The 23,770-nt window shown below is 67.0% G+C and carries 23 protein-coding genes; 14 read left to right on the top strand and 9 right to left on the bottom strand.

The features are described from left to right. Positions 1-42: 42 nt before the first annotated feature. Positions 43-990: a transaldolase gene (gene tal / locus AC1DX2_RS19745; RefSeq protein WP_477198107.1), complete on the bottom strand. Its 948-nt coding sequence runs from the start codon at positions 988-990 to the stop codon at positions 43-45. A 120-nt stretch (positions 991-1,110) separates the two neighbouring features. On the opposite strand from tal, the gene zwf reads away from it, so the two are divergent. Both zwf and AC1DX2_RS19735 read left to right on the top strand, forming a co-directional pair. After that, a complete protein-coding gene (zwf, locus tag AC1DX2_RS19740; RefSeq protein ID WP_477198106.1) occupies positions 1,111-2,577 on the top strand; it encodes a glucose-6-phosphate dehydrogenase in 1,467 nt (488 codons plus the stop codon). A gap of 13 nt (positions 2,578-2,590) precedes the next feature. After that, entirely contained in the window at positions 2,591-3,439 is an 849-nt protein-coding gene (locus tag AC1DX2_RS19735) for a MurR/RpiR family transcriptional regulator (RefSeq protein WP_477198105.1), read from the top strand. A gap of 38 nt (positions 3,440-3,477) precedes the next feature. On the opposite strand, the gene udk is transcribed toward AC1DX2_RS19735, so the two are convergent. The 4 genes from udk to AC1DX2_RS19715 form a co-directional block, all read right to left on the bottom strand. Further along, on the bottom strand, positions 3,478-4,119 hold the full coding sequence (gene udk, locus AC1DX2_RS19730) for a uridine kinase (protein ID WP_477198104.1): 642 nt from the start codon (positions 4,117-4,119) through the stop codon (positions 3,478-3,480). Positions 4,120-4,904: 785 nt separating this feature from the next. After that, positions 4,905-5,672, bottom strand: a complete 768-nt coding sequence (locus AC1DX2_RS19725; RefSeq protein WP_477198103.1) for a fumarylacetoacetate hydrolase family protein — start codon at positions 5,670-5,672, stop codon at positions 4,905-4,907. Next, on the bottom strand, positions 5,665-6,633 hold the full coding sequence (locus AC1DX2_RS19720; protein ID WP_477198380.1) for a Bug family tripartite tricarboxylate transporter substrate binding protein: 969 nt from the start codon (positions 6,631-6,633) through the stop codon (positions 5,665-5,667). The genes AC1DX2_RS19725 and AC1DX2_RS19720 overlap by 8 nt, the downstream gene beginning before the upstream one ends. A 28-nt stretch (positions 6,634-6,661) precedes the next feature. After that, complete coding sequence (locus AC1DX2_RS19715; RefSeq protein WP_477198102.1) at positions 6,662-7,906, bottom strand: pyridoxal-phosphate-dependent aminotransferase family protein; 1,245 nt, start codon at positions 7,904-7,906, stop codon at positions 6,662-6,664. Between the two features lie 124 nt (positions 7,907-8,030). Here AC1DX2_RS19715 and AC1DX2_RS19710 point away from each other — a divergent pair, with 124 nt between their 5' ends. Both AC1DX2_RS19710 and AC1DX2_RS19705 read left to right on the top strand, forming a co-directional pair. Further along, the gene (locus tag AC1DX2_RS19710; protein ID WP_477198101.1) at positions 8,031-8,723 is read left to right on the top strand and encodes a GntR family transcriptional regulator; all 693 of its coding nucleotides are present in this window, start codon (positions 8,031-8,033) and stop codon (positions 8,721-8,723) included. Then, positions 8,720-11,734: an FAD-binding and (Fe-S)-binding domain-containing protein gene (locus AC1DX2_RS19705; RefSeq protein WP_477198100.1), complete on the top strand. Its 3,015-nt coding sequence runs from the start codon at positions 8,720-8,722 to the stop codon at positions 11,732-11,734. The genes AC1DX2_RS19710 and AC1DX2_RS19705 overlap by 4 nt, the downstream gene beginning before the upstream one ends. Positions 11,735-11,740: 6 nt before the next feature. On the opposite strand, the gene AC1DX2_RS19700 is transcribed toward AC1DX2_RS19705, so the two are convergent. Then, on the bottom strand, positions 11,741-12,982 hold the full coding sequence (locus tag AC1DX2_RS19700; protein ID WP_477198099.1) for a M20 aminoacylase family protein: 1,242 nt from the start codon (positions 12,980-12,982) through the stop codon (positions 11,741-11,743). Positions 12,983-13,109: 127 nt separating this feature from the next. Next, positions 13,110-14,429: a porin gene (locus AC1DX2_RS19695; protein WP_477198098.1), complete on the bottom strand. Its 1,320-nt coding sequence runs from the start codon at positions 14,427-14,429 to the stop codon at positions 13,110-13,112. Between the two features lie 338 nt (positions 14,430-14,767). Between AC1DX2_RS19695 and coq7 the strand changes: the two genes are divergently transcribed. Next, the gene (gene coq7, locus AC1DX2_RS19690) at positions 14,768-15,385 is read left to right on the top strand and encodes a 2-polyprenyl-3-methyl-6-methoxy-1,4-benzoquinone monooxygenase (RefSeq protein WP_477198097.1); all 618 of its coding nucleotides are present in this window, start codon (positions 14,768-14,770) and stop codon (positions 15,383-15,385) included. A gap of 2 nt (positions 15,386-15,387) precedes the next feature. Here the strand turns inward: coq7 and AC1DX2_RS19685 are convergent, their stop codons facing one another. Beyond that, positions 15,388-15,840, bottom strand: coding sequence for an OsmC family protein (locus AC1DX2_RS19685; protein ID WP_477198096.1), 453 nt, complete (start codon positions 15,838-15,840; stop codon positions 15,388-15,390). 125 nt (positions 15,841-15,965) lie between these two features. Here AC1DX2_RS19685 and ilvA point away from each other — a divergent pair, with 125 nt between their 5' ends. Then, positions 15,966-17,531 carry a threonine ammonia-lyase, biosynthetic gene (gene ilvA / locus AC1DX2_RS19680; RefSeq protein WP_477198095.1) on the top strand — a complete coding sequence of 522 codons (1,566 nt, stop codon included), beginning with the start codon at positions 15,966-15,968 and terminating at the stop codon, positions 17,529-17,531. Positions 17,532-17,553: 22 nt separating this feature from the next. Here ilvA and AC1DX2_RS19675 read toward each other — a convergent pair whose 3' ends face one another. Then, on the bottom strand, positions 17,554-17,997 hold the full coding sequence (locus AC1DX2_RS19675) for a type II secretion system protein N (RefSeq protein WP_477198094.1): 444 nt from the start codon (positions 17,995-17,997) through the stop codon (positions 17,554-17,556). Positions 17,998-18,054: 57 nt separating this feature from the next. Here AC1DX2_RS19675 and gspG point away from each other — a divergent pair, with 57 nt between their 5' ends. The 8 genes from gspG (at position 18,055) to gspN (ending at position 23,768) form a co-directional block, all read left to right on the top strand. Next, positions 18,055-18,498, top strand: coding sequence for a type II secretion system major pseudopilin GspG (gspG, locus tag AC1DX2_RS19670; RefSeq protein WP_477198093.1), 444 nt, complete (start codon positions 18,055-18,057; stop codon positions 18,496-18,498). Further along, the gene (locus AC1DX2_RS19665) at positions 18,473-18,982 is read left to right on the top strand and encodes a prepilin-type N-terminal cleavage/methylation domain-containing protein (protein ID WP_477198092.1); all 510 of its coding nucleotides are present in this window, start codon (positions 18,473-18,475) and stop codon (positions 18,980-18,982) included. The genes gspG and AC1DX2_RS19665 overlap by 26 nt, the downstream gene beginning before the upstream one ends. Beyond that, positions 18,979-19,359, top strand: coding sequence for a type II secretion system minor pseudopilin GspI (gspI, locus tag AC1DX2_RS19660; protein ID WP_477198091.1), 381 nt, complete (start codon positions 18,979-18,981; stop codon positions 19,357-19,359). Before AC1DX2_RS19665 ends, gspI begins: the two co-directional genes overlap by 4 nt. Next, on the top strand, positions 19,359-20,045 hold the full coding sequence (locus AC1DX2_RS19655; protein WP_477198090.1) for a PulJ/GspJ family protein: 687 nt from the start codon (positions 19,359-19,361) through the stop codon (positions 20,043-20,045). Before gspI ends, AC1DX2_RS19655 begins: the two co-directional genes overlap by 1 nt. Beyond that, a complete protein-coding gene (gene gspK / locus AC1DX2_RS19650; RefSeq protein ID WP_477198089.1) occupies positions 20,042-21,106 on the top strand; it encodes a type II secretion system minor pseudopilin GspK in 1,065 nt (354 codons plus the stop codon). Before AC1DX2_RS19655 ends, gspK begins: the two co-directional genes overlap by 4 nt. A 91-nt stretch (positions 21,107-21,197) precedes the next feature. Continuing rightward, positions 21,198-22,439 carry a type II secretion system protein GspL gene (gene gspL, locus AC1DX2_RS19645; RefSeq protein WP_477198088.1) on the top strand — a complete coding sequence of 414 codons (1,242 nt, stop codon included), beginning with the start codon at positions 21,198-21,200 and terminating at the stop codon, positions 22,437-22,439. Continuing rightward, the gene (gene gspM / locus AC1DX2_RS19640; RefSeq protein WP_477198087.1) at positions 22,436-22,936 is read left to right on the top strand and encodes a type II secretion system protein GspM; all 501 of its coding nucleotides are present in this window, start codon (positions 22,436-22,438) and stop codon (positions 22,934-22,936) included. The genes gspL and gspM overlap by 4 nt, the downstream gene beginning before the upstream one ends. 19 nt (positions 22,937-22,955) lie before the next feature. After that, on the top strand, positions 22,956-23,768 hold the full coding sequence (gspN, locus tag AC1DX2_RS19635; protein ID WP_477198086.1) for a type II secretion system protein N: 813 nt from the start codon (positions 22,956-22,958) through the stop codon (positions 23,766-23,768). Positions 23,769-23,770 lie beyond the last annotated feature (2 nt).

Raw genomic sequence — 23,770 nt, 5'->3', positions numbered from 1 at the left:
GAGGACAGAGCGCCGCTTCGCTGCGGTCTGTCCCGCAAAGTCTCACGAAGTCTTCATCAACTGTTCAAGCTTTACGGCGTCGGCGCAGAAGGCGCGTATGCCTTCGGCCAGTTTTTCGGTGGCCATGGCGTCTTCGTTCAGCGCAAAACGGAACTGGGCTTCGTCGTAGTTGACGGCGGGCAGGTCCAATGCGTGCGCAGCCTCGGCGTCCAGCGCCTTGGTCAGCGGTGCTTCGGTGGCGGCCAGTGTGGCCAGCAGTTCGGGTGAGATGGTCAGCAGGTCGCAGCCGGCCAGCGCGGTGATCTGGCCCACGTTGCGAAAGCTCGCACCCATCACCTCGGTTTGGATGCCGAACTTCTTGTAGTGGTTGTAGATCTGCTTGACCGATTTCACGCCGGGGTCGTTGGCGCCCGCGCTGGCGGCCTCATCCCAGGCGGCACCGGCGTTCTTCTTGTACCAGTCGTAGATGCGGCCCACGAAGGGCGAGATCAACTGCACCTTGGCCTGGCCGCAGGCCACCGCCTGCGCGAAGGAGAACAGCAGCGTCAGGTTGGTGTGGATGCCGCGCTGTTCCAGCTTCTCGGCGGCCTGAATGCCCTCCCAGGTGGAGGCCACCTTGATCAGGATGCGGTCCACATGGATGCCCTCGGCCTGGTACAGCTCCACAATGCGCTCGCCGCGCGTGAAGGTGGCGTTGGTGTCGAAGCTCAGGCGTGCGTCCACCTCGGTGGAGACGCGACCGGGGATCAGGCTGAGGATTTCGCAGCCAAAGCGCACCAGCAGCCGGTCCATCACCTCGTCCAGCGGTTTGCCGCGGAATTTGGCCACCGTGTCTTTCAGCAGCGGCGTGTAGTCGGCCTTTTGCACCGCCTTCAGGATCAGCGACGGGTTGGTGGTGGCGTCGGTGGGGCGGAAACCCGCCAGTTGCTTGAAGTCGCCGGTGTCGGCAACCACGGTGGTGTACTGTTTGAGGGCGTCGAGTTGGTTCATCACAAAGGTCCGAAAAAGGCAGCCAAAGGGCTTCCGCCAGAGCGGGGCAGCCGCTGTCGCTTGAATTATCGATGAAACAAAGTTACATTACGAGTTCTTTTTCATGTAACTCGCAACTATATGTCTTTCGACCTTGTCTTGTTTGGCGGCACCGGTGATCTGGCCTGGCGCAAGCTGATGCCGGCCCTGTTCCAGGCCTTCCGCCACGGCACGCTGCCGCAGGACGGGCGCATCATCGGCGTGGGCCGGGATGACCTGAGCGACGACGCCTACCGCGCGCTGATCAAGTCGCGCTTTGACGGTGTGGAGCTGGCCAAGCGCCCCAGCGACGAGGAGTTCACCCGCTTCGCCGCTCTGCTGAATTTCGTCCGCATGGACTTGTCCAAACCGGCCGACTACGTGCGCCTGGCCGAGGTGCTGAAGGCGCGCAGCGCGGACACCGTGGTGATGTACCTGGCCACCGCGCCGGCCTTGTTCACCACCGTGTGCGAGCAGTTGGCGGTGGTGGGCCTGAACACGCCACACACCCGCGTGGTGCTGGAAAAACCGCTGGGCCATGACCTGGCCAGCAACCGCAGCATCAACCACACGGTGCGCCAGCACTTCGCCGAAAAGCAGGTGTTCCGCATCGACCACTACCTGGGCAAGCCGGCGGTGCAAAACCTGTTTGCCATGCGCTTTGGCAATTCGCTGTTCGAGCCGTTGTGGCGGCGCGAGCACATCGCCAACATCCAGATCACCATTGCCGAAGAGCTGGGTGTGGAAAAGCGCGGTGCGTTCTACGAGAACACCGGCGCCTTGCGAGACATGGTGCAGAACCACGCGCTGCAGCTGCTGTGCGCCATCGCCATGGAGCCGCCCATCAACGCCCATGCCGACGCCATACGCGACGAGAAGTTGAAGGTGTTGCGTTCGCTGAAACCCTGGGCCGGTGACACGCTGATGCACGATGTGATTCGCGGCCAATACGCCGCTGGCAACGTAGGTGGCGCGCAGGTGCCCGCCTACCGGGAAGAAACGGGCGTCAACCCGCAAAGCCACACCGAGACCTTTGTGGCGCTGCGCACAGAGATCTCCAACTGGCGTTGGGCCGGCGTGCCCTTCTACCTGCGCACCGGCAAGCGGCTGGCGGGGCGGGACGCGCGCATTGTGGTCAACTTCCGGCCCACGCCGCACCCCATCTTCAATTCACCGGTGGACCAGGCCAACCGCCTGGTGATCAACCTGCAGCCCAAGGACGGGCTGGAGCTGCACCTGCTGGCCCAGGGCGCGGCCAACCGCGCCAGCAGCAAGTCGGCCGCGCAGTCGCTGGTGCCGGTGCAGCTGGACCTGGACTTTGACAAGCGCTTCGGCTCCGAGCGCGTGGGCGCCTACGAGCGGCTGCTGTTGGACGTGATCGACGGGCGCTTGAACCTGTTCGTGCGCAGCGACGAGCAGGAAGAAGCCTGGCGCTGGGTGGAACCCATCTTGCAGCACTGGAAGGCCGACGCCCAGGGGCCGCGTTTGTACAACGCCGGCACCTGGGGCCCCAGCGCGTCGAGCGCCATGATCGCGCGCGACGGCTATTGCTGGGCTGAAGAGGCGTGACCTCAAGTACGCCATGCTAGACCGAATAAAGGCTTCGCTGAGTTCGCTCGCACCCGCCGAACAGCGGGTAGGCAAGCTGGTGCTGGCCGACCCGCGCGCCTTTGCCTCCCTGCCCATCAGCGAGCTGGCCGACCGCTCGCACGTCAGCAAGCCCACCGTGGTGCGCTTTTGCCGCAGCATGGGCTACGACGGCCTGGCCGACTTCAAGCTGAAGCTGGCGGGCAGCGTCAGCGAGGGCGTGCCCTTCATCCACCGCAGCGTGGACGCCGACGACAAGACCGCCGATGTGATGGTCAAGGTGATCGACAACACGGTGGCGGCCTTTCTGAAATACCGTAACGACGCCAGCGCCGCGCTGATCGACCGCGCCGCCAACGCCATCGTCGACACCTACAAGGCGGGCAAGCGGCTGGAGTTTTTTGGCGTTGGCAACTCGGGCGTGGTGGCGCAGGACGCGCAGCACAAGTTCTTCCGCCTGGGCATGAACACCATCTCGTACAGCGATGGCCACATGCAGGTGATGAGCGCCTCGGTGCTGGGGCCGGGTGACTGCGTGGTGATCGTCTCCAACTCGGGCCGCACAAGAGACTTGATGGATGCCTGCGACATCGCGCGGCGCCGTGGCGCGACGACCATCGTCATCACGGCCAGTGGCTCACCCCTGGCCGCTGCCGGCCACATCCATCTGGCGGCCGACCACCCCGAAGGCTATGACCGTTACAGCCCCATGGTGTCGCGCCTGCTGCACCTGATGGTGATCGACGTCCTGACCACCTGCGTGGCGCTGCGCATAGGCTCAGACAAGCTGCTGCCGTTGCTGAAGGAAATGAAGAACAACCTGCGCAGCAAGCGCTACGCGTGAGTTGGTGGTGTACGGGCCGGGCAAGCCGGCCCTGTAGATCAGCGCCGTTCCAGTTCGCTCACCAGGCTGACCACCTTGGTGGTGATGATGTCGACGGCCGGGCCGTTGGCGCCGTGCGGAAGGATCACATCGGCATTGCGTTTGGTCGGCTCGATGAACTGCTTGTGCATGGGGCGCACGGTGTCCATGTACTGCTTGATCACGTTGTCGGTGCTGCGCCCGCGTTCGCTGATGTCGCGCTGCAGGCGGCGGATGAAACGCACATCGGACGCCGTGTCCACATACACCTTCAGCGACATCATGTCGCGCAGCTTGGCGTCGTACAGCGCAAACAGGCCCTCGATCACGATCACCGGCGCCGGTTGCACCGCGATGGTCTTGCTGGAGCGGTTGTATTCGGTGAAGTCATACACCGGCATCTCAATCGGCTCGCCTCGGCGCAGTGCGCGCACATGCTGCACCAGCAGCGGCCAGTCAAACGCATCGGGGTGGTCGTAGTTTTCCTCGCGCCGCTCGTCGGGCGACAGGTGGGTCTGGTCGCGGTAGTAGTCGTCCTGCATCACCACCGCCGCCATCTGCGGCCCGATGGAGGCTAGCACCTGGCGCGTAACCGTGGACTTGCCACTGCCGCTGCCGCCTGCCACGCCGATCACGAAGGGTTTGTAGGCGGGCTTGGTCACGTGAGGTCTGTCTTAGAGCTGGAGAAGGCTGTCATTCTACAAGTCGATAACGCTGCGCAAAGGCTACGCTCGTGCGCGCGGTGCTATGTCGTGCCAATGCTTCTGGTGTGATCAGGCCGCCACGGCACTCCGCTCCGCGGCTGTCCCCCGGGCCTTCGGCCCTCCTCCTTGATGCCGCTGCGCAGAGTGCCATGACGACCTGATCTTGCCGTTGTTGCTGGCGCGCCCGCGTTTACGTCGTCACATGGCATCCCCTCCATTTGTGGGATTGGTGAATGCAGCGGTACCGCTTAGACTGATGAGCGTAGGAAAAGCATCCATGTCCCAACAAATCATCTTTGTAGATATCGATGACACGATGGTTCGATCCGTCGGTGTCAAGCGCATCCCAATGCCCAACGTCATTGCACAGGTGAAGCGGTTGAAGTCAGAGGGAGCTGCTTTGTACCTCTGGCGGTGCTGAATACTGCAAGACAACAGCAGCTGAGCTCGGCATTGTTGATTGCTTCGAAGGCTTCTTGCCGAAACCGACGACTTACATCGATGATCAGCCAGTGCACGAGTGGCGGTTTTGCAATCATGTGTATCCATCGCAAGCCGAGGATGTTTGACGAAACGGTTTGATTGCCACAGCTTAGCTGGCGTATTGGCGCCGCGAAAGCCAACGAGTCCGATGCCGCTGGGGCGCGTGGCGGAGCGGAATCAAGGAGGAGGGCCGCAGGCCCGGGGGACATCCGCGTAGCCACGCGCCCCAGTGGCGTCGGCAGCCCGCCAAGTGCCGGCTGTTAGAGCTGCACCTCAGCGGAACCGATGCCATCAAAGCTCACGCGCACAAGGTCACCAGCCTTGGCAGACAGCAAGCCAACCCAGGTCCCAGTTGTCACCACAGTGCCAGCCGGGACTGTGGCGCCGCGCCGTGTGCAGTGCCGCAACCAGCACGGCAGCAGCCATTGGGGCGTACCCAGCGGGTGGGTGCCGGTGCCTGTGCGCACTGGCTCACCGTTGACGTAGGCGTCGCACTTTTGTTGCGCCCAGTCGTGCGCGGCGAAGGGGGCATAGGGCAACCATTCGCCCAGCACCAGGCCACCGTTGGACTGCACGTCGGCCAGCCGCAGCAAGGCAGGCGCTTGCACCTGCTCTTTCCATCGCCAGTCCACCAGCTCGATGGACACGCACAGCGCGTCCACCAGGCCGTTGACGTCGGCCTGCGTCAGCTTGGCGGCTTGCGCGGGTGTCACGTCCTGGCCCAGGCGCAGCGCGATTTCGCCCTCGTAGGCATAGGCAAAGAAGGGGAAATCGCGGAAGTCCGCCGGTGAGGCGCGCACGCCCTCGGGCGGCAGGCCGGCGTGCGTCAGCGTCACCTCGCGCGAATTGCCGCCGGATTTCCAGTGCTTCGGCATGGCGCCGCCAAACCAGCCCATGGCTTGCGCCACCTGGTCCTGGACAACGTAGGCTTCTTCGGCGCTGGTGACTGAGCCCACCCAGTCGGGCGCGTTCAGCAGCGTGTGGGTGCGCCGTGCGCGCACCAGGGCTTGGGTCAGTGTTTCATGCATCGGCCGATACTTTAGCGTCTTTCACCACCTTGGCCCACTTGACGCGCTCGCTTTGCATGAAGTTCTTGAATTTTTCCTGGCTGCCGCCGCCGTCCTCGGCGCCGTACTGCGCCAGGCGCTCAATCACGTCGGGCATGGCCATCACCTTGTTGGCGTCCTCGTTGATGCGCTTGGCCATGGCCAGCGGCATCGTGCCGGGGCCGACCAGGCCGTACCAGGTGGTGGCGTCGAAATCGGCAAAGCCCTCTTCGGCCATGGTGGGCACATTGGGGTAGGCCCTGGAGCGCGTGGGCCGCGTCTGCGCAATGGCCAGCGCCTTGCCACCCTTCACGTGCGGGGTGGCGGCCGTCATGGTCTCGAAGCAATAGTTCACCTGGCCGCCCAGCAGGTCGGTGATGGCCGGTGCCGAGCCCTTGTAGGGCACGTGCAGCGCGTCAATGCCGGCACGCAGCTTGAACATCTCCAGCGCCAGGTGCTGAGCCGAGCCGCCGCCGGCCGAGGCGAAGCTGATCTTGCCGGGGTTTTTCTTGCACAGCGCCACAATGTCCTTCACTGTCTTGGCGGGCTGGTCCTGGTTGCTGATCAGCAGGTTGGGCGTCACGCCCACCAGCATGATGGGCACGAAGTCGTGGTCCACGTTGTAGTTCAGCTTCGGGTTCAGTGCCGGGGCGATGGCATGGCTGTTGATGTGCGCCATCAGCAGGGTGTTGCCGTCGCCCGGCTGGTGGGCCACGTAGTCGGCGGCAATCACGCCGGCTGCGCCGGCCTTGCTTTCCACCAGCACGGTCTGGTTCCACATGGTGGTCAGCTTCTGGCCCACCACGCGCGCCAGCGCGTCGGTGCCGCCACCCGGCGGGAAACCCACAATGATGCGTATCGTGCCACTGGGCAGGTTTTGCGCGCGCACCAGTGGTGCGGCCAGCGTGGCGGCCACGCCGGTGCAAAAGGTTCTGCGTTGCATCATGGGTTTGTCTCCTGGTGTCTCGGGGTTATAGCGGTTTGGCTGCTGCCTGGGCTGGCGCCAGCTGGCTGCTGAAATGGTCCATCGCGGCCTGCACGCCGCTGCTGGCAATCGGTATGCCGGTCAGCTTCAGGCCCATCTCCACGCCGCTGAGCATGGCCAGCAGCGTCAAATCATTGCTGTCGCCCAGATGGCCCATGCGGAACATGCGGCCCTTGACCTTGCCCAGGCCGGTGCCCAGCGACAGGTCGAAGCGGGTGTGGATCAGCTTGCGCAGCGCGTCAGCGTCCACGCCGGGTGGGGTGATGACGCCGGTCAGCACCGGCGAATACACAGCCGGGTCGGCGCACTGGATGGGCAAGCCCCAGGCGTTCACCGCCGCACGCACGCCAGCGGCCCAGCGCTGGTGCCGGGCAAACACGTTGGGCAGGCCCTCAAGCAGCAGCATGTCCAGCGCCTCGGACAGACCGTACAGCAGGTTGGTGTTGGGTGTGTAGGGCCAGTAGCCGTCCTTGCCCATCGCGACGATCTCGTCCCAGGCCCAGAAGGCCTTGGGCAGCTTGGCGGTCTTGGCCACTTCCAGTGCGCGCGGTGACAGCGCATTGAAGCTGATGCCGGGCGGCAGCATCAGCCCCTTTTGCGAGCCGCTGACCGTCACGTCCACGCCCCAGTCGTCATGCCGGTAGTCGGCGCAGGCCAGGCCGGAGATGCTGTCCACCAGCAGCAGCGCGGGGTGCTTCTCGGAATCGATGGCGCGGCGCACGGCGGCGATGTCGGAGGTGGCGCCGGTGGAGGTTTCGTTGTGCACCACGCACACCGCCTTGATGGTGTGGGCGCTGTCCTGGCGCAAGCGCGCAGCGATGATGTCGGCCTGCACGCCCTGGCGCCAGCCAGGGGCCTCGGGCAGCAGCGGGTCGGTGCCTTCGTAGCGCAACACCTCGGGCTGCAGGCCCAGGCGGGTGGCCATCTTGGCCCACAGCGCGGCGAAGTGGCCGGTCTCAAACATCAGCACGTGGTCGCCCGGGCTCAGCGTGTTGCTCAATGCGGCCTCCCAGGCACCGGTGCCCGAGGCGGGGTAGATCACCACCGGGTGTTTCGTCTGGAAGATCTGCGCCATGCCGGCCAGCACCTGGCGGCCCAGCACGCCGAACTCTGGCCCCCGGTGGTCGATGGTGGGCAGGCTCATGGCACGCAGCACGCGGTCGGGTACCGGGCTGGGGCCGGGGATCTGCAGGAAGTGGCGGCCGGTGGGGTGGTGGTCCAGGCTGAGCATGACGGGCTTTCGGTGGCTGCTGGCAATTTTGCATGCAAACCCTGCAAATGCACTAGGGAAATCACGTAGCAAGGGGTAAAGCCCTTGGGTTTTTGCATGCAAAGTGTTTAAACTGCGGCTTGTCATGGCCCAAGTCATCCCCCTCGCCGGCGCCACCTCTCTGCATGAGCAGGCCGCCGCGCGGCTGCGCACCATGCTGGTGGAAGGGCAGATTCGCCCCGGCGCCAAGCTCAATGAGCGCGAGTTGAGCGAGCAGTTGCGCCTGTCGCGCACGCCGCTGCGCGAGGCCATCAAGATGCTGGCCGCCGAAGGCTTGGTGGACCTGCTGCCCAACCGCGGCGCGGTGGCGGTGCAGCTGACCGAGGCCGACGTGCTCAACACCTTCGAGGTGCTGGCCGGGTTGGAGGGCCAGTCCGGCGAGCTGGCGGCGCAGCGCATCACCGAGCCTGAGCGTGCCGAGCTGCGTGCGCTGCACTACGAGATGCTGGCCTGCCACGCGCGTGGCGACCTGTCGGGCTACTACCGGCTCAACGCCGCCATCCACAACGCCATCAACGCCGCTGCGCGCAATCCGGTCTTGACGCGCAGCTACCGGCAGATCAATGCGCGCGTGCAGTCGCTGCGCTTTTCCACCAACCAGAACGCCACCAAGTGGCTGCGTGCAGTGAAGGAGCACGAGGCCATGGTGGCCGCGCTGGATGCGCGCGACGGTGCCGGCCTGCGCGCGCTGCTGGTGCAGCACCTGCAGCACAAGTGCGACGCGGTGATGGAGCTGCTGCGCGACGGGCAGGGGCCTGTGCGCTCCATGCAGCCATGAGCGCGCTGGCCCAGCACAACGACGTCAGCCTGGCGCTGGAGCGTGCGCTGCGCGCCGAGACCGATGGCGAGGTGCTGTTCGACGCCCCCTCGCGCGGCCGCTACGCCACCGACGCCTCCATCTACCAGATCATGCCGGTGGGCGTGCTGGTGCCGCGCAGCCCTGAGGATGTGGCCACCGCGCTGGACATCGCGCGCGAGTTGAAAGTGCCGGTGCTGCCGCGCGGCGCCGGCACCAGCCAGTGCGGCCAGACCACGGGCGCGGCGCTGGTGATCGACAACAGCAAATACCTGCGTCGCCTGCTGCAGGTGGACGTGGACAACCGCACCGCCCGCGTCGAGCCCGGCATGGTGCTGGACCATTTGAACGCGCACCTGAAGCCCTCGGGCCTGTGGTACCCGGTGGATGTGTCCACCAGCGCCCAGGCCACGCTGGGTGGCATGGCCGGCAACAACTCCTGCGGGTCGCGTTCCATCGCCTATGGCAACATGGTGCACAACGTGCTGGGCATGCAGGCCTGGTTGTCCAATGGCGAACTGGTGGACTTTGGCCCCGAGGCGCGGGCCACGGGGCGGGCGGCGCAGATCGCTGCCTTCGTGCGCGGCCTGGCCGAGCAGCACCGTGCGCAGATCGAGCAGCACTGGCCCAAGGTGCTGCGCCGCGTGGCCGGCTACAACCTGGACATCTTCCACAACCAGAACGAGCGCCCGTACACCACGGACGGCAGCGTCAACCTGGCGCATCTGCTGGTGGGCGCCGAGGGCACGCTGGCGTACACGCGCGAGCTGACCTTGCAACTGGCCGAGCTGCCGCGCGCCAAGGTGCTGGGGGTGGTGAACTTTCCGACCTTTCGCGCCGCCATGGAAGCGGCGCAGCACATCGTCAAGCTGGGCCCCACGGCGGTGGAGCTGGTGGACCGCACAATGGTCGAGCTGGCGCTGGCCAACCCGGCCTTCAAGCCCACCATGGCCAGCGCGCTGCTGGGCAAGCCCGAGGCGATTTTGCTGGTCGAGTTCTCGGGCAGCGACAAGACACCGCTGCTGACCCGCCTGCGCGACCTGGTGGCGCTGATGGGCGACCTGGGCTTGCCCGACAGCGTGGTGCAGATGACCGAGGACGCGCCGCAAAAGAACCTTTGGGAGGTGCGCAAGGCCGGCCTGAACATCATGATGAGCCTGAAGGGCGACGGCAAGCCGGTCAGCTTCATCGAGGACTGCGCGGTGCCCTTGGAGCACCTGGCCGACTACACCGACGCGCTGACCGAGGTGTTTGCCCGCCACGGCACGCGCGGCACCTGGTATGCGCACGCCTCAGTGGGCACGTTGCATGTGCGGCCCATCCTGGACATGCGCACCGACGGCGCGGGCAAGATGCGCGCCATTGCCGAAGAAGCCGCCGTGCTGGTGCGCAAGTACAAGGGCGCCTACAGCGGCGAGCATGGCGACGGCCTGTGCCGCGGCGAGTGGGTGGCCTGGCAGTTTGGCCCGGTGCTGAACGAGGCGCTGCGCGCCATCAAGCTGCAGCTGGACCCGATCGGCTTGTTCAACCCCGGCAAGATCATCGACCCGCCGCGCATGGACGAGGGCGCGCTGTTCCGCTTCCCGCCGCCATCGGCACCGCACCCCTACAAGCGCATCGTGTTGAAGCCGGTGCTGGACTGGTCGGCCTGGGACGTGCAGGCCGACCCGGTGACCGAGGTCACCACGGCACCCGGTACCGGTGGCGACAGCACCCACGGCCTGGCCAAGGCGGTGGAGATGTGCAACAACAACGGCCACTGCCGCAAGTTCGACGCCGGCACCATGTGCCCCAGCTACCGCGTCACGCGTGACGAGCAGCATGTCACGCGTGGCCGCGCCAACACGCTGCGCCTGGCGCTGAGCGGCCAGCTGGGCGAGGGCGCCTTCGCCGGCGCCGAGGTGCGTGAGGCGCTGGACCTGTGCGTGGGCTGCAAGGGCTGCAAGCGTGACTGCCCCACCGGCGTGGACATGGCGCGCATCAAGCTGGAGGCCACCGCCCACTACAAGGCCGAGCGCGGCCACACGCTGCGCGACCGGCTGGTGGCGCACCTGCCCGACTACGCCCGCCATGCCAGCCGCCTGCCGTGGCTGCTGAACCTGCGCGATGCTCTGCCCGGCGCCGCCTGGCTGAGCGAAAAGTTGTTCGGCCTGTCGGCCAAACGCAGCCTGCCGCGCTGGCGCAGCGACACCTTCTGGCGTGGCCAGGCCGCGAGTGGTTTGTTCGCTCCGCAAGACGCCGTGCTGGCCGCTGCTGCCGCAGGCCAGCCGGCGGCGGTGTTGTTCGTCGACACCTTCACCGGCACCTTCGAGGCCGACAACGCCTGGGCCGCCGCGCGTGTGCTGAAGGCTGCCGGCTACACGCTGCATGCTGTGCAGAAGGACGGTGGCCACCACTGCTGCGGCCGCACGTATCTGGCCACCGGCATGGTGGCGCAGGCGCGCGCCAAGGCCGGCGCGCTGGTGCGTGCGCTGCTGCCGTTTGCACAGGCCGGCGTGCCCATCGTGGGCTTGGAGCCCTCTTGCCTGCTGACGTTGCGCGACGAGGCGCTGGTGATGCGCCTGGGCGATGATGCGCGCACCGTGGCAGACCAGGCGCTGCTGTTCGAAGAGCTGCTGGCACGCGAGCAGCGTGCCGGCCGGTTGAAGCTGGCGCTGAAAAGTGCGGATGCCCCTATCCTGTTGCACGGCCACTGCCATCAGAAGGCCATGGGGCTGATGCCGCCGGTGCTGGACGTGCTGCGCCTGATTCCCGGCGCCGAGCCGGCGCTGATCGACAGCTCGTGTTGCGGCATGGCCGGCAGCTTTGGCTACGAAGCCGAGCACCACGCGACATCCCTGCAGATGGCCGAGCTGAGTCTGCTGCCCGCTGTGCGCAAGCAGCCGCAGGCCATCGTGGTGGCCGACGGCACCAGCTGCCGCCACCAGATCAAGGACGGCGCGCAGCGCGAAGCGGTGCACGTGGCGGCGCTGCTGGACCGCCTGCTGGCCTGAGCGCTGTCAGGCGGCCGCCAGTGGCAAGGCGTGCTCGACAATGCTGGCATGCAAGGCCGCGCCCAGCGGCAGCACATCGTCATTGAAGTCATAGCGGCTGTTGTGCAGGAAGCAGCTGCCAACGCCGTTCTCCTCGCCCTGGCCCAGGCGCAGGTAGGCGCCGGGCTTGACCATCAGCATGTGTGAGAAATCTTCCGAGCCCATGCTGGGCTCCAGGTCGCGCACCACACGTTCCTTGCCCAGCAGCGCCTGTGCCACGTCGGCGACGAAATGCGCCTCTTTGGGCGTGTTGACGGTGGCCGGGTAGCTGCGCTGGTAGGTCACCTGGGCGGTGGCGCCAAAGGCCACGGCAATGGCCGGGCACAGCTCGTTCAGGCGGCGCTCCACGAAGTCCTGCACGGCGGGGCTGAAGCTGCGCACCGTGCCCACCAGCGTGGCGGTGTCGGGGATCACGCTCATCGCGCCCATGTCGCCGGCCTGCATGGCGCACAGGCTGATGACCGCCGACTCCACCGCCTTGATGTTGCGCGAGACGATGCTCTGCACCGCGGTGATGATGTGGCCGGCCACCAGCACCGGGTCCACCGCGTTGTAGGGGTGGGCGCCGTGGCCGCCACGGCCGGTGATGGTGATGGTCAGGCGGTCGGAGGCGGCCATCATCGGCCCGGGGTTGATGCCCACGGTGCCGGGGCGCATGGCCGGCCAGTTGTGCATGGCGTACACCGAGCGCAGCGGGAAGCGCTCGAACAGGCCGTCGTCGATCATCGCCTTGGCGCCGTTGTGGCCCTCTTCGCCGGGTTGGAAGATCAGCACCGCCCGTCCGTCGAAGTTGCGCGTCTCGCACAGGTAGCGCGCCGCGCCCACCAGCATGGCGGTGTGGCCGTCGTGGCCGCAGCCGTGCATGCGCCCAGGCTGGGTGGAGCGCCAGGGAACCTCGGTGTGCTCGGTCAGGGGCAGTGCGTCCATGTCAGCGCGCAGGCCCACGGCGGCCACCTCGCCATCCGGGCGGTGGGTTGACTTGCCCTTGCCCTGGATTACGGCCACCACGCCGGTCTTGCCTATGCCGGTGTGCAGCTCGTCGACACCGCAGACTTTCAGCGCTTCGGTGACGCGCTTGGCCGTGTAGAACTCTTCAAAACCCAGCTCCGGGTGGGCATGCAGGTCGCGCCGCAGCGCGGTCAACTCGGGGTGGAACTGCGCGATCTGCGCAAAGGCGCGGCCATGGACTTTCAGGCTGGGGCTGGGCATGCGATGGGGACTCCGGTGCGGAACACGAATCAAACGGCGGGTGCCTTAAGCATAATAAAAAAAGCCGCCAGATTCGCATCTGGCGGCTTTTGCTTTGTCAGCAGACTGGCGCTAGGCCAGCACCTGCTTAGAAGGCGTGACGCAGACCGATGTCGATACCGGTCGAGTTGTTGCTGTCACCCTTGGCGACGGCAGCAGCAGACGAAAGGCCGCTCAGCAGGTTGGCACGGGTGTTCTGACCGGTGGTGTCCAGCGTGGAGATGGTGCCGTAGACAGCAGTGCGCTTGGAGAAGTTGTACACCAGACCCAGCGACAGGTGCTTGGTGGTGGAACCATCTTCCCAGGCGCCAGCGGCCGGAGCGGCTACGCCGTTGCGGCTGTAGTCACCCCAGGAGTAAGCAGCCTTGAACTCGGTGGCGCCGAACGGCACGGTGGCCGCCAGCATGTAGTGGGTCAGCTTGCCGCCCTGGGCATTGCTGCCGCCGGTCTGGTCAACTTCCTGCGTACCCAGTTGACCCCAGAACTTGGCAAAGCCAGCGTTGTAGGTGGCGGCCAGGTGGGTTACAGAGTAAGTGCCCTTGAAGGGGTTGGTGGCACCCGTGCCGGTAGCAGAAGCCACGCCACCGGTGATCAGGCCCAGGTTGGGGGTGTTAGCAGAATTGGCAGCCGTGTCGTTGAACTTGGTTTGCGTGTAGGCAAACGAGATGTCGAACGGACCGCTGGCGTAGCCAATACGGCCGCTCCACACTTCGCCGTCGCCGTCGGTGCCCAAGCAGGCATTGCCTTGCACAGCCACACCAGCTGCACCGCAAACCGACGGGACTTCGGACAGGCCAGCCATCACTTGCACGTAGACTGCACCGAAGTTGCCCAGGTACTGGATGGAGTTGGAGGTGCGGACTTGGGCGGCGGCGGCGCCGGTGCCGAACGGATTCAGGGTACCCAGCTGCACCACGGTGGAGGAGCCCACGCCCACGGTACCGAACGGGTCCTTGGTGGTCATGTTCCAGAAAGTCGGGGTGTAGTCACGGCCCAGGCGAATTTCGCCCCAGGTGCCTGCGATGCTCAGGGTGGAGCGGCGATTGAAGGTCAGGCCTTGCGCGCCGTTCAGCGACGTGCCAGCGGGGATGGCGCCACCCACAATCACGCGGTCGCCCTGCACCGTGTTGATCGTGGTGGTAGCGGCACCGGAGCCGCTGTCAACGTTCACACCGGCTTCCAGCCAGAAGCTGGCAGACAGACCGCCACCCAGATCTTCCGTGCCACGAAAGCCGAGGCGGCTGGAGGCATTCCGGCCCTGACCAGTCAGAAGACCCACCGAGCCCGCGCCGTTGGCATTCAGGTTGGTGTAGGAGACGTCAGCAATACCGAACAGGGTGACCGAAGACTGTGCAGATGCAACACCGGCTACGGCCAGGGCTGCCAAAGCAACGAGGGTTTTTTTCATTTCAAGGTTCTCCAAGGTTAAACATGGGGCTTCGGAGCGTTGGGATGCTGGCATTTATTAAGGACGACCATGCACCCACCGGATACCCGGGCCAACCTCCTTTTTCCGGAAGTTGGGGCTATTGCATCAGATGCCGCCCCCTTTGGCAAAGACATAGGTGGCAAAACGTGTAGAAAGTCCCGGTTCCGTTGCAACACTGCAACAACTCCCAAACCCCCTGCAATGCCTTGTAGCGACTGGGAAAAACCCTATTTGGGCTCTTGTGGATTTGCGGCTGAGGCAGCGGCTGGGGCCATCCGCTTACACTGCTGGCCGTGTCTTCTACCGAACCTCGTGGGATGGATGCTCTGCTGAGTGCGGCCGACCAGGCCTTGCGCACCCTGTTCGTGGCCGCGCAGCCCAGCCGCGCCTGCCCCACGGTGGCGGACCGGCCCACCGAGCTGTCGGCCGGGGATAAAGCCTTGTCTGGCGCGCTGATGCGGGTCAACCACGTGGGTGAGGTGTGTGCCCAGGCGTTGTACACCGCCCAGGCCCTGGCCACCCGCGACGAGGGGCTGCGCCAGCATTTCCAGCGCGCCAGTGAGGAAGAGACCGACCACCTGGCTTGGACGCGCCAACGCCTGGACCAGTTGGGCGCGCGCCCCTCGCTGTTGAACCCGCTGTGGTATGCCGGTGCCTTTGGCCTGGGGCTGCTGGCCGGACGAATGGGTGACCGCATCAGCCTGGGCTTTGTGGAAGAGACTGAACGCCAGGTGCAGGCCCATCTGGACGGACATTTGCAGCGCCTGCCCGAGGGCGACCACGCCTCACGCGCCATCGTGGCGCAAATGCGTGAGGATGAGGCCCGGCATGCCGACGAGGCGGCCCAGGCCGGCGCCCAGGACCTGGGCGTGCCGGTGAAGGGCCTGATGCGCGCGGCGGCCAAGGTGATGACCACCGTGGCGCACCGGATTTAGCGTCAATCTGCCTCGATCAGCTCGAAACTTGTCGTGATCTCCGCCGTTTTGGCCAGCATGATGCTGGCTGAGCAGTACTTGTCGTGGCTCAGCGCGATGGCGCGCTCCACCGCTTCGGCGGGCACACCCTTGCCGGTGACGGTGAAATGCATGTTGATGCCGGTGAACACCTTGGGGTCGGTGGCGGCGCGCTCGGCCGTCAGCTTGACCGAACAGCCGCGCACATCGTGGCGGCCGCGCTTGAGGATCAGCACCACGTCATAGGCGGTGCAGCCGCCGGTGCCGGCCAGCACCGTTTCCATCGGCCGGGGGGCCAGGTTCTGTCCACCCAGCTCGGGCTTGGCGGCGTCGGGGGCGCCGTCCATCATCAGCACGTGGCCGCTGCCGGTTTCGGCGACAAAGCCCATGCCCGAGCGCGCACCGGTGTTGCCGGTCCAGCTGACTGTGCATTCCATGTTTGTTCTTCCGCGAGTGAGTTTGGCTTGCTGGCAATGATGCCATGGCGGCGAATCAATTGGCCGGCGCAAGGGCATCGCGCCCGACGCCGCTTATCATGCTTGGCTCCGTCCACCGCACGCCGATGATGAAACCCGCCAAGCCCCTGAAGCCCGCCGATTACCTGAAAAAGATACTCACCGCCCGCGTCTACGACGTCGCGGTGGAGTCGGCGCTGGAGCCCGCCAAGGCACTGAGCAAGCGCCTGCACAACAAGGTGCTGCTTAAACGCGAGGACCAGCAGCCGGTGTTCAGCTTCAAGCTGCGCGGCGCCTACAACAAGATGGCCCATCTGACCCCCGGGCAGTTGAAGAAGGGCGTGATCTGCGCCTCCGCCGGCAACCATGCGCAAGGCGTGGCGCTGTCCGCGCACAAGCTGGGCACGCGCGCGGTGGTGGTGATGCCCACCACCACACCGCAGCTGAAGGTGGACGCGGTCAAAGCGCTGGGCGGCGACGTGGTGCTGCATGGCGACAGCTATTCCGACGCCTACCAGCACGCCGTCACGCTGGAAAAGCAGCACGGCTACACCTTCGTGCACCCGTTTGACGACCCGGACGTCATCGCCGGCCAGGGCACCATCGCCATGGAGGTGCTGCGCCAGCTGCAGGCCCTGGGCAACAGCCGGCTGGACGCGGTGTTCGTCGCCATTGGCGGTGGCGGGCTGATTTCCGGTGTGGCCAATTACATCAAGGCGGTGCGCCCGGAGATCAAGGTGATCGGTGTGCAAATGAACGACTCGGACGCGATGATGCAGTCCGTGGCGGCGAAGAAGCGTGTGACGCTGTCCGACGTCGGCCTGTTCTCCGACGGCACCGCCGTCAAGCTGGTGGGCGAGGAGACCTTCCGCGTGGCGCGCGAGCTGGTGGACGAGTACATGACGGTGGACACTGACGCGGTGTGCGCCGCCATCAAGGACATCTTTGTCGACACCCGCTCCATCGTCGAGCCGGCCGGCGCGCTGGCGGTGGCGGCCATCAAGCAGTACGTGGCGACGGAGAAGACCAAGGGCGAGACCTATTGCGCCATCCTGTGCGGCGCCAACATGAATTTTGACCGCCTGCGCTTCGTCGCCGAGCGTGCCGAGGTGGGTGAGGAGCGCGAAGCGCTGTTGGCCGTGACCATCCCCGAGGAGCGCGGCAGTTTCCGGCGCTTCTGCGAGCTGATTGGCAGCCTGCCCGGCGGGCCGCGCAACGTTACCGAGTTCAACTACCGCATCAGCAGTGCCGCGCAGGCGCACGTGTTCGTGGGCCTGACCGCGCACGGCAAGGGCGAAAGCGCGCGCATCGCCGCCAATTTCGGCAAGCATGGCTTCAAGGCGCTGGACCTGACGCACGACGAACTGGCCAAGGAACACATCCGCCACATGGTGGGCGGCGCCTCGGCGCTGGCGAAAGACGAACGCTTGTTGCGCTTTGTGTTCCCCGAGCGGCCGGGCGCCTTGCTGAAGTTCCTTAGCCTGATGCAGCCCAATTGGAACATCAGCCTGTTCCACTACCGCAACCAGGGCGCCGACTACGGCCGCATCCTGGTCGGCCTGCAGGTGCCCAAGGCTGATGCGAAGGCCTTTGATCGCTTTTTGGCGACGCTGGCGTATCCGTATGTGGAGGAAACCGACAACCCGGTGTACCGGATGTTTTTGCAGGCCTGACGCGTTCAGGCCGAAGTAGCCGTTATCTGCGTAACGGGAGTTCCAAGGTGATGCTGGCCGGCGCGTCGGTGCTTGCACCCAGGTTCACGCTGCGCGGCGCCACGCTTTGCAGCACCAGGTTGTCGTCCACCCTGGCGCCGACACGAAATGGCTTGGCCGGCCTGCCGTCCACTGCGATCAGCGCGGCACCGGCATGCGCACCCTCGGTGACGATGCCAGCCAGCGTGAAACGGCTGGACGCGCTGGGTGCCGGGGCGGTCGTCGGCAGCGCCCCGCCACCCAGCAGGCGCGCCAGCGCGCCGGCATCCACCGGCATGGGTCCAGCTGCCTGCGCCGGCTGTACGCTGACCGGGCGGGAACTTGCCGACAGTTTCAGGCCCCAATAGACCACGCTGCCCGCTGCCAGCAGGGACAGGACGAAGGTGGCCAGTCGCGGCCACCAGATGCTTTGCGCATGGGCGTACATACCAGGCGATTATCATTGAAGACTTACCAACTTTCCCTTTTGACCACAGGCTACCCCATGGCGCAATCCGCTCACCCACGCAAACCGCGCGCGCACCAGTCTGGCTTCACCCTGTTGGAGGTGATGGTGGTGGTGGTCATCATCGGCGTGCTGATGGCCATCATCGTCCCCAATGTGCTGGGCCGCGCCGATGACGCGCGCGTCACTGCCGCGCGCACCGACGTCAACAACCTGATGCAGGCGCTGAAGCTTTACAAGCTGGACAACCAGCGCTTCCCCAACGCCGAGCAGGGCCTGCAGGCCCTGGTGGCCAAGCCCACCGCCGCCCCGGCCCCCATCAACTGGAAGCCCTACCTGGACAAGCTGCCCAACGACCCCTGGGGCCGCCCCTATGTGTATGTGAACCCGGGCGTCAAGGGTGAGGTGGATGTGATGTCGCTGGGCGCCGATGGCCAGCCGGGCGGTGAAGGCAAAGATGCCGACATCGGCAGCTGGCAGTAACCGGCCTTCACATCCCCGCTGGCCGGCCGGCGCGGCGCGCCGCGTTGCCGGCTTCACGCTGCTGGAGATCATGGTGGTGCTGTTCATCATGGCCATGGCCACGGCCGCCGTCAGCCTGGCGCTGCGCGACTCGTCGCAGACCCGGCTGGAGCGCGAGGGCCAGCGCCTGGCGGCGTTGCTGGAGGCAGCGCGCGCGCGCTCCCGCACCTCGGGCGTGCCGGTGCGCTGGCGTCCCACGGCTGAGGGCTTTGTCTTTGAAGGTCTGCCCGCCGACAACTCACCCGACAGCCTGCCGGAGCGCTGGCTGAACCCGGACACCCAGGCGGTGTCGGCCCGGCCGCTGCTGTTGGGGCCTGAGCCCATCATCGGAGCGCAGTCGGTGGAATTGGCCAGCCTAGGCCAGGATGGCGGCGCGCGCTTGCGCGTGGTCAGCGATGGCGTGCGGCCGTTCGCGGTGCGGCCGTTGGACGTGGCGGCGCCATGAACATGCGGCCTGCCGTGCGGCGCGCTCTAGCGCGCGGCTTCACGCTGATCGAGGTGCTGGTGGCGCTGGCCATCGTGGGCATCGCGCTGCTGGCCGGCCTGCGGGCCACCGGCACGCTGACGCGCGACGCCCAGCGCCAGAGTGATGCATTGCTGGCCCACGTGTGTGCTGAGAACGAGCTGATCAAGATCCGCCTGGCCCGGCAGATGCCCGGCGTGGGCACCAGCAGCGTGGCGTGCGAGCAGGCCGGGCAGAGCTTCATCGTGGCGCTGTCGGTGCTGCCCACACCCAATCCGAATTTCCTGCGCGTGGATGCCCAGGTGCTGCGCGCCGATGCGGCGGTGCTGCGCTTGTCCACCGTGGTGGGGCGCTACTGATGCGGCGCCGCACCGCGCCCGCCCGCCATGCTGGCTTCACGCTGGTGGAGTTGCTGGTGGCGCTGGGCATCCTGGCCCTGATGGCCTTGCTGAGCTGGCGCGGCCTGGACGGCATGGCGCGCACGCAGGAGCAGATGCGCACGCGTGACGACCAGGTGACGGCCCTGCAGGCGGGCTTGGGCCAATGGGGCGCCGACCTGGACGCCATCACCCAGTTCAGCAGCGTGCCGGAAATGGACTGGGACGGTGTGGTGCTGCGCATGACCCGGCGCAACAGCGCCAACGACGCTGCCGGCGTGCTGGTGGTGGCTTGGACACGGCGCGCCGGCATTGGCCAGGAGGTGGGCCAATGGCAGCGCTGGCAATCGGCCCCGGTGCGCAGCCGTGGCGAGCTGGACCTGGCCTGGACGCAGGCGCAGAACTGGGCCCGCAACGCTGCCGTGGCCGACCGGCCGCAAGAGGTCACGGTGCTGCCGCTGACGCAGTGGCAGATCTTCTACTTCCGCAACGACGCCTGGACCAACCCGCTGTCGGACGGCGGCTCCGGCAAGGTCGGCGCGGTGCTGACCGGCAATGCCGTGCCCGAAGGCATACGCCTGGTGCTGACGCTGCCACCCGGGCAAACGCTGTCGGGCAGCATCGTGCGCGACTGGGTGCGGCCCAATGTGGCGGGCAACAAGTCATGACGCGGCGGCCAATACGTCAGGGTGTACCGGCTGTGCGGCTGGCACGGCAGCGCGGCGCCGCCATCCTGATGGCCATGCTGGTCGTCACGCTGGTGGCGGCTTTCGCGGTGGCCGCCTTGTGGCAGCAGTGGCGCAGCGTGCAGGTGGAGACCGCCGAGCGCGCGCGCGTGCAATCCGCCTGGATGCTGACCGGCGCGCTGGACTGGGCGAGGCTGATACTGCGCGAAGACATGCTGGCCGGCTCGGCCGACCACCTGGCCGAGCCCTGGGCGGTGCCTATGGAAGAGGCGCGCCTGTCCACCTTCCTGTCGGCCGACAAGGACGGCGTGGCCGATCCGGACGACCGCCCCTTGCAGGCCTTTCTGTCGGGCCGCGTCACCGACCTGCAGTCGCGCATGAACATCTACGACCTGCGGCCACTGGCCAAGGCAGAAGACACGGTGGCCGCCTACAAGGCTTTCGCCAAGCTGTTTGACCTGTTGGGCTTGCCGCAGGCCGAGCTGGCGGCGCTGACCGAGAACCTGCGCTTCGCTTCCGACAACAGCCCCGACAACCGGTCCGCCGGCAAGGCGCCGCTGCTGCCCCGGCGGCTGGCCCACCTGGCCTGGTATGGGTTGTCGCCGGTCAGCATTGCCGCGCTGGAGCCCTTTGTCAGCGTGCTGCCGCCGGACAAGATAGGCACGGTTGCGGTGGGCACCGGGGGCTTCACCAAGATCAACATCAACACCGCACCCGAAGAAGTGCTTTACGCTACCCTGGATGGCCTGGACAAGGCCGGTGCCAAGAAGCTCGTGACGGCGCGCGAGCAGGGCTTCTTCAAGAACCTGGGTGCTGCCGGCGATGTGGTGCCGGCACAGAAGGACAAGCTGGCGGTGACCACGCGCTTCAGCGTCGAATCGCAGGTGTTCGAAGTGCTGGGCCGTCTGCGCCTGGAGCAAAACCTGGTGCAGGAGCGCTCGGTGTTGTTGCGCACCAAACCGGCCAAGGTCGAGGTGCTGTGGCGCGAACGCGGCGTGTTCGATCTGCCCAGCGCGCTGGGCCTGGCGGCTCAGCCCAAATGAGTTCACACCACCTCTCTACAATGGCCCACGATTCACCGCTGAAACCGCGCCACCGCGCGTGTTTCCTACCCGAGCGCCCTTCACCGCACGCATGAGCATCCTGATCGTCATCCTGCCGCCGGGCCCCGCCGGCCCGACCACAGCCTTTGAGCATGTGCTGTCGGCTGACCGCCAGCACGTCACCAGCCATTCGCGCTGCGCCGCTGCGTTGTTGCCCGCCGCCGGCACCGGCGGTGAGGTGGTGGCGCTGGTGCCGGCGGCCAGGCTGTCGTGGCACCAGGTCACGCTGCCCAAGAACACGCTGGACAAGCGCCTGCTGGGCGAAGCCGCCGTGCCGCGCCTGCGCGCGGTGCTGGAAGGCCTGCTGGAAGAGCGCTTGTTGGACGAAACCGCGCAGCTGCATTTCGCGCTGGCGCCGCAGGCGCGAGCCGACGCCCCGCTGTGGGTGGCGGTGTGCGAGCGCGACTGGCTGCGCGGCATGCTGCAGACGCTGGAGGCCGCCGGCCGGCCCGTCACCCGCATCGTGCCCGAGTTCACGCCCGAGGCCCAGCCGCCCTGCCTGTATGTGATGGGCGAAGATGCCGAATCCGCCCAGATGGTGGCCAGTGGGCGCGATGGCGTCACGCAGGGCATCACGCGGCTGCCGTTGTCAGGCACGGCATTGGCCCTGCTGGCCTGGCCGGCGGATGGCGCCGTGCAGGCCGAGCCCGCCGTGGCGGCGCTGGCCGAGCAACTGCTGCAGCGCCCCGTGGCCGTGCAGCAGGCCGCCCAGCGCTGGCTGCAGTCGGCGCAAACACCGTGGGACTTGGCGCAGCTGGATTTCATCGCCACCGGCCAGACCCGTTTCTGGAAGAAAGCCAACGCGCTGGTGCAAGACCTGTGGCGTGCGCCGCGCTGGCGCGCCGCCCGCTGGGCTGTGTGCTTGCTGCTGGGCGCCAACCTGCTGGGCTTGAACGCCTGGGCCTGGCAACAGCAGGCCAGCCTGAAGGCCAAGCAGGCGGCGGTCAGCCAGGTGCTGACGCAGGCCTTTCCGCAGGTCAAGGTGGTGGTGGATGCGCCGCTGCAGATGGCCCGCGAGGTGGCCCGGCTGCGCCAGGCCACCGGCGCCGTTTCCGGCCAGGACCTGGAGAGCATGCTGGGCGCGGTGGGCGCGGCCGTGCCGCCCGGCCAGGCCGCCACGGCGGTGGAATACATCAGCGGCGAGGCGCGCGTGCGCGGCCTGCCGGTGAGCGGCGGCGACGGCATGGCGTTGGTCAGCAAGTTGCAGCAGCGCGGCATGTCCGCCCAGGTGGAGGCCGATGGCCTGGTGCTCAAACCCGGGGGTGCGCCATGAAGACCCGTGATGACCTGGCAGCGCGCTGGCAGGCGCTGGGCGAGCGCGAGCGCCGCCTGCTGCTGCTGGCTGCGGTCGTGGTGGGGGTGGCGTTGCTGTGGTGGGTGGCGCTGGCGCCGGCACTGGCGGTGCTGCGCGCGGCACCGGCCCGCCATGCCGCGCTGGACGCGCAGCTCTCCAGCATGCTGAGCTTGCAAGCGCAGGCCAAGGCCTTGCAGGACCAGCCCAAGATGGGTGGCGACGAGGCGCTGCGCGCGCTGGACGCCGCCGTCAAGGAGCGCCTGGGCGGCGCGGCCCAGCTCAGCGTGGTGGGTGACCGCGTCACCGTCAATCTGAAGGGTGTCAGTGCCGACGCGCTGGCGCAGTGGCTGACACAGGCGCGCGTCAATGCACGCGCGGTGCCCAGCGAAGCCAAGCTGGTACGCAACCCCGGCAGCGGCGGCAAGGCCGGCGTGCTGTGGGACGGCAGCCTGGTGCTCAGCCTGCCGCAGCGTTGAGCGGCATTTCTTCATCCACATGGCTGCATTGCGCTTCACCACTTCCCGCCGGCCCGTGGCCGTACCGGCCACGCCCTGGGCGTGGGCCGGGGGTGGCATGGTCTGTGGCGCCTTGCTGGCGCTGCTGGCGTTTGCCCCGGCCCACTGGCTGGCCTCGGCCCTGGCCGGCGCCACCCAGGGGCGGCTGAACCTGCTGGACGCGCGCGGCACCGTGTGGGACGGCTCGGCACAGCTGGTGCTGTCCGGTGGTGCCGACAGCACCGACGCCACCGCGCTGCCCAGCCGTGTCACCTGGCGCTTGCGCCCGCGCTGGCCGGGCGCGGCGCTGCAGGTGCAGACCGCCTGCTGCATGGCCCAGCCCACCCAGGTGGCGTTGCTGGCGCGCTGGGGCGGCATGAGCCTGCGCGTGGACGACAGCCGCTCACAGTGGCCGGCCGATCTGCTCAAGGGCCTGGGCACGCCGTGGAACACGCTGCAGCCGCAGGGCCAGCTGGCGGTGGGCACGCAGGGCCTGTCCGTGGAATGGGACGCCGGTCGCGTGGCGGTGGTGGGTCGCGCGCAGGTGGATGCACTGCAGATGTCCTCGCGCCTGTCGACCTTGAAGCCCATGGGCAGCTACCGCTTCGTGCTCAGCGGCGGCGATGTCGCCCGGGTGCACCTGGAGACGCTGGAGGGCAGCCTGCTGCTCAGCGGCGAGGGCCAGTGGGTGGGCGCACGCCTGCATTTCGAGGGCGAGGCCAGCGCGGCGCCGCAACGGCTGGACGCCCTGTCCAATCTTCTCAATATCATTGGGCGTCGCCAGGGTGAGCGCTCCATCATCAAACTGGGTTGAAT

Source organism: Hylemonella sp. P2_B10 (assembly GCF_056404875.1).
Note: the sequence above shows the minus strand (reverse complement) of the source record. Positions and strands in the feature narration are given on the sequence as shown.